The sequence below is a fragment of the Methylobacterium brachythecii genome, assembly GCF_014196345.1.
Lineage (GTDB): Bacteria > Pseudomonadota > Alphaproteobacteria > Rhizobiales > Beijerinckiaceae > Methylobacterium > Methylobacterium brachythecii.
Genome location: NZ_JACIDN010000023.1, coordinates 1 through 5,633 on the forward strand (window position 1 = coordinate 1; position 5,633 = coordinate 5,633).

At 70.7% G+C, this 5,633-nt stretch carries 2 protein-coding genes; both read left to right on the forward strand.

Annotation, left to right across the window (positions count from 1 at the left end; all coding sequences use genetic code 11):
* The coding region (locus GGR33_RS25640; RefSeq protein ID WP_183516085.1) for a phosphopantetheine-binding protein at positions 1-690 on the forward strand (690 nt) is incomplete at its 5' end.
* Positions 691-693: 3 nt separating this feature from the next.
* Positions 694-5,633 (forward strand): non-ribosomal peptide synthetase (locus tag GGR33_RS25645; RefSeq protein ID WP_183516086.1); only part of this gene is annotated, 4,940 nt, incomplete at its 3' end.

The following is a 5,633-nucleotide window of genomic DNA, read 5'->3' on the forward strand; positions in this document are numbered from 1 at the left end:
GACGACCAGGTCAAGATCCGCGGACACCGCATCGAGCCGGGCGAGGTCGAGGCCCGCCTCAGGGCGCTGCCCGGCATCGCCCAGGCCGCCGTGCTCGCAAGGCCCTCCCCATCGGGCCTCCAGCTCGTCGGATACATCACCCCCCACAAGGGACACGGACAAGAGAGCTACGGCCAAGAGGGGCAAGACCAAGAGAGCCACGGCCAAGACGGCGCCGGTCTCGACACCGCCCGGATCCGCGCCGAGCTGGCGGCCGTGCTGCCCGAGGCCATGGTCCCGGCTCATCTCGTGCTGCTCGACACCTTCCCCCTGACCCCCAACGGAAAGCTCGACCGACGCGCGCTGCCCGCCCCGGAGGCCGCCCTCGCGCACCAGACCGGCGACGACTACGTCGCACCGCGCAACCCCACCGAAACAGCCCTCGCGAGCATCTGGGCCGAGGTCCTCGGCATCCCCAACATCGGCGTCACACAAAACTTCTTCGAAAAAGGAGGTGACTCCCTGCAGGCGATCCGTGTCGTCTCGCGCCTGCGTGAGCGCTTCGATCGACCCTGCTCGCCCAAGGACCTTTTCGAGCGGCCAACCATCGAAGCCTTGTCGCGCGTTTTCGAACCCGGCGAGCACGGTGCGGTCGCCGGTGCCAAGACCAAGCAGCTCGACGCGCTGCTCTCGGCCTTCGAGGACGCCTGATCGATGGCCGATCCGCATCTGGTCGACATCGCTCGCCGCTTCGCCGCCCTCCCTGCAGAGAGGCGCAGGCCGTTCCTCGCCAAGACGCGCGAGATCGGCATCGACCTATCGAGCCTCCCCATTCCGCCGGGACTGGCCGGTGAGGGATGGAGCATAGCCTCCTCGGGGCAACGGCGGCTTTGGTTCCTCGCTCGGCTCGCCCCCGAAAGCGCCGCCTACAACATCTCCGGCTGCATCCATCTCGCCGGCCCGCTCGATCCGGCCCTCTTGCAGCAAGGCCTCGACGCGCTGGTCTCGCATCACGCGGCGTTGCGCACGCGCTTTCGACAGCGGGACGGCGTAGTCGAGCAGCGAGCCGATGCACCCGCGCCGCTGTCATTGCTGCGGACGGATCTGGCCGATCTCGACGAGGGCGCCCGCCAGCGCGAACTCGCCGCGCTGGATCGGTCGGACAGGGCCGCGCCCTTCGATCTCGAAACCGGGCCTCTCCTGCGTGTGCGGCTCGTCCGCCTCGGCCCGCAGGAGCATCGGCTCCGCCTGACGGTCCATCATATCGTGTCGGATGGCTGGTCGATGGACCTCATCGTGCGCGACCTTGCGCACGGCTATGCTCGAAGAGTCGCGGGCGATCCCTCGTCAGCCGCCGCACCGCCGACCCGCACCGCCGACTGCGCCCTCTGGGAAAACCTCCTGCTCGAAGCCGGCGCCGATCAGCCGAAGATCGACAGATGGCGCACCCGCCTGGAGGCGGCGGATGAAGACCTGAGGCTGCCATTCGACCGCGCGCGACCGGAATCACCGAGCCAGCGCGGCGGCACGACGCCGTTCGAGATCGACGCCGCCGACACCGCGAGCCTGAAACGCGTCGCCCAATCGGTCCAGGCGTCGCCCTTCGCACTGATCGCCGCCGGCTTCGCGCTGTTTCTCCAGCGGTATTCGGGCGCCGGAGCGCCCACGATCGGGACGCCGTCGCCGGGGCGAAACAGCGCAGACACGGAGGACCTGGTCGGCTTCTTCGTGAACATGCAGGTGCTCTGCATCGCGCCGAGGCCGGATCGCTGCTTCGCACAACTCGTGACGCAGATGCGGGACGCGATCGGCGAGGGCCGTGCCGACGAAGTTCCCTTCGACCGTCTCGTCCATGCCCTGCAGCCGGAACGCGCCCTGTCGCGCAACCCGCTGTTCCAGGTCTCCTACAGCCACGAGCCCGCCTCCCGCGCGCCGCGCCGGATCGGTGGCCTCGAATGGACCGAAGTGAGCTCGGAGAGCGGCCATTGCCGCTTCGACCTTGAGCTGACGACACGCGAGAGCGGCGACGGCACGATCACCGGTCGCCTCGTCCATGCCGTCGATCTTTTCGACACCGCGACCGCGGCCGCGATGGCGGAGAATTTCCGCGCGTTCCTGGGCCGGTTGATCGCCGAGCCGGATCGCCCGGTCGGCACGATCGGGCTGCTCGAGCGATCTGCATCACGTGCCGGGACATCGGTCGCTGAGACGTCGCCCTACACCTCGGTCGTCTCGCTGATCGAGGAGCACGCGGCGCGTCGCCCGGACGCGATCGCCGTCGTGCAGTCAGAGGGCGCGCTGACGTATTGGGAGCTGAATGCCGCCGCGAACCGGCTCGCGCGGCGCCTGCGCGCATCGGGCGTCGCGTCTGCCGGCCTCGTCGGCGTCGCGCTGGATCGCTCGCCGCGATTGCTCGTCGCGCTGCTCGCCGTCCTGAAGGCCGGGGCGGCCTATCTGCCCCTCGATCCGGACCATCCGCCGGAGCGGTTGGCCGCCATGCTGCACGATGCCGGCGCAAGTCACGTCGTCACGAGCGCTGGCCTGAGCGGACGGCTGGATTCGACGGGCATCCCGATCCTGCTCGCCGAGGAGGGCGAAGAGGACAGCGAGGACGACGGCAATCTCGCGGTGCCGCTCCATCCGCACCAGCTCGCCTATGTCATCTACACCTCGGGCTCCACGGGAGTGCCGAAGGGCGTCGCGGTGGCGCACGGGCCTCTGGCCATGCATTGCCGTGCGGTCAACGACCTTTACGGGATGCGACCGGACGATCGCGAGCTGCACTTCCCCGCGATCGGCTTCGACATCGCTCACGAGCGCTGGCTGGCCCCCCTGATCGCCGGTGCTTCGCTGACCTTCGGCGGTGGCCGCGAGCAGTCGATCGAAGACCTCGTCGCGCAGATCCGCGCAGAAGCGGTGACGAGCCTTTTTCTGCCCCCGGCCTATGCCGATCGGCTGAGCGGTGCTGTGGCGGAAAGCGGCGAGCGTCTGGCTTTGCGGACGTTGATCGTCGGCGGTGAGGCGTGGACGCGGGACGGTCTCGAGGCGATGCAGCGCGCCGTCACGGCGGATTGCCTCGTCAACGCCTACGGACCTACGGAGACGGTCATCGCTCCGCTGGCTTGGCCGTCTCCGTCGTCCTCATTTCCTGGTTCTGTATGTCCGATTGGCTGTGCGGTTGGTGCTCGCGTTGGTCATGTTCTGGATGGTGATCTGAACCCGGTTCCGGATGGTGTGACGGGTGAGCTGTACATTGGCGGGTATGGCCTGGCGCGGGGCTATCGGGGCCGTCCCGGGCTGACGGCGGAGCGGTTCGTGCCGGATCCGTTCGGTGGGGGCGGGTCGGGGCCTGGCGGGCGGCTGTACCGGACGGGGGACCTGGCCTGCCGGATGGCGGACGGGACGATCCTGTACCGGGGTCGTGCGGACGACCAGGTGAAGATCCGCGGCCATCGGATCGAGCCGGGCGAGGTCGAGGCGCGGCTGCGCGGGCTTCCGGGGGTGGGTCAGGCGGCGGTGGTGGCGCGTCCGGGCGGGTCGGGCCTGCAGCTCGTGGGCTATGCGGTGCCGTCGGGCGGCGCGGGCGATGCTGGCCTGGATGGGGCTTCGCTGCGCGCGGCCCTGGGGGCGGTGCTTCCGGACTACATGGTGCCGGCGCATGTGGTGGTGCTGGATGGGCTGCCCCTGACCCCGAACGGCAAGGTCGACCGCCGGGCCCTGCCGGCTCCGGCGCTTCCGGAGGCGGGGGGCGAGGCCGGGTTCGTGGCCCCGGGCACGGAGGCTGAGACGGCCTTCGCGGAGATCTGGGCAAAGGTGCTCGGCCTCGAGCGGGTGGGGGTCTCCGACGACTTCTTCGAACTGGGCGGGGATTCGATCGTCTCGCTGCAGGTGGTGAGCCGGGCCCGCCAGCGCGGCTGGCGGATCGAGCCGCGGGACGTGTTTCGCCATCGCAGCTTGGGAGCCCTGGCCGCCTCGGCCCGGCGCGAGGCAGGGAGCGAGGCGAATGAGGCGAGCCTCGGCCCGGTGACGGGCGGGATGCCGCTCCTGCCGATCCAGGCGGCGTTCTTCGCCCAGGCGATGCTGGATCGGCATCACTGGAACCAGGCGGTGCTCTTGGAGCTGCCGGCGGATGCGGCAGCGGGTTCGGTGTCTTGGCCGAGGGTGGCCTCCGTTCTGGAGGCGATCGTGGCGCATCACGACGCCCTGCGGCTGCGCTTTCGCCAAGGATCCGATGGCTGGAGTGCCGAGCACGGCCCGGTCGAGGCCGATCCGGATCGCCTGTGGCTCCGGACCATCCCGGCGGAGTGCACCGACGTCGCGGCCGAGGTGACGCGCCTGTGCGGCGAGGCCCAGGCCAGCCTGTCGCTGTCCTCGGGGCGTTTGCTACGCGGCCTCGGCCTCGATTTGCCGGACGGAAGCCGCCGGCTCCTCCTGGCGATCCATCACCTGGTGGTGGACGGGGTCTCGTGGCGCATCCTGGCGGAGGATCTCTCGCTCGGCCTGGGCCAGGCCCTGCGCGGCGAGCCGGTCAGCCTGCCCCCGAAGAGCGCGAGCTTCGCATCCTGGGGCCGCCGCCTGTCGTCCCATGCCGGCTCGGCCGCTCTCGCCGCGGAGCTCGATCATTGGCTCGCGCAGGCCGGGGAGGCGCAGGAGTCAGCGCAAGAGGCGGCACGAGAGGCCGCCTGGCTTCCGAGCGATCATGCGCCCGAGGGCGAAGAGCTGAACGGGGAGGGCGCGGAAGAGCTGCTGGCGCTCGATGCCGAGCTGACCGCGCGTCTCCTGGGTCCGGCCGGCACGGCCTACCGCACGGAGGCCAACGACCTGCTCCTGGCCGGCCTGGTGCAGGCGGTGACGGCCTGGCGGGAGGCCGCGGCCCCGGAGAACTCCACGGAGACCCCTGCCTCGGACGCGCTTCTGCTGGAACTCGAGGGCCATGGCCGCGAGGCTCTGGGCGAAGGGGAGGCGGAGGAGGACGAGGCGGGCCCGTCTCTCGACCTGTCGCGGACGGTGGGCTGGTTCACCAGCGCCTTCCCGGTGCGTCTCGCGGGCGGTCGCCGCGACGCGGCCGGCCTGATCACGGGCGTGAAGGAGAGCTTGCGGGCGATCCCGCGGCGCGGCGTCGGCTACGGGGTGCTGGCGCAGATGGGCTCGGACGAGCAGCGCGCGCGCCTGGCGGCGTGTCCCGAGCCGCGGATCAGCTTCAACTATCTCGGCCGGTTCGATGCGAGCCTCAGTGCCGGCTCGGGGCTGAGGCTCGCATCGGAGAGCGCAGGACCCGCACGGGCGGCCTCTGCGCCGCTCGGGCGCTGGCTGACCATCAATGCCGGGGTGCGCGGCGGCTGCCTGCAGGTCTCCTTCGGCTACGGCACGCGCCGCTACGAGCGCACGAGCGTGGCCCGTCTGGCCCAGGCCTATCACGCCGCCCTGCGCAGCCTCACCGAGCATTGCCTGAGCGGGGCAGGCGGGCTGACGCCCTCGGACGTGCCCGTCTCGGGCCTCGACCAGGCGGCCCTCGACGGCCTGATCTCGGGAGCCGGCCTCGACTGGCGGCAGGTCGAGGACGTGTACCCTCTGTCTCCGATGCAGCAGGGCTTGCTGTTCCACGCTTTGGAGGACGATGCGTCGGGCCTCTACGTGAACCAGCTGAGCGTCGG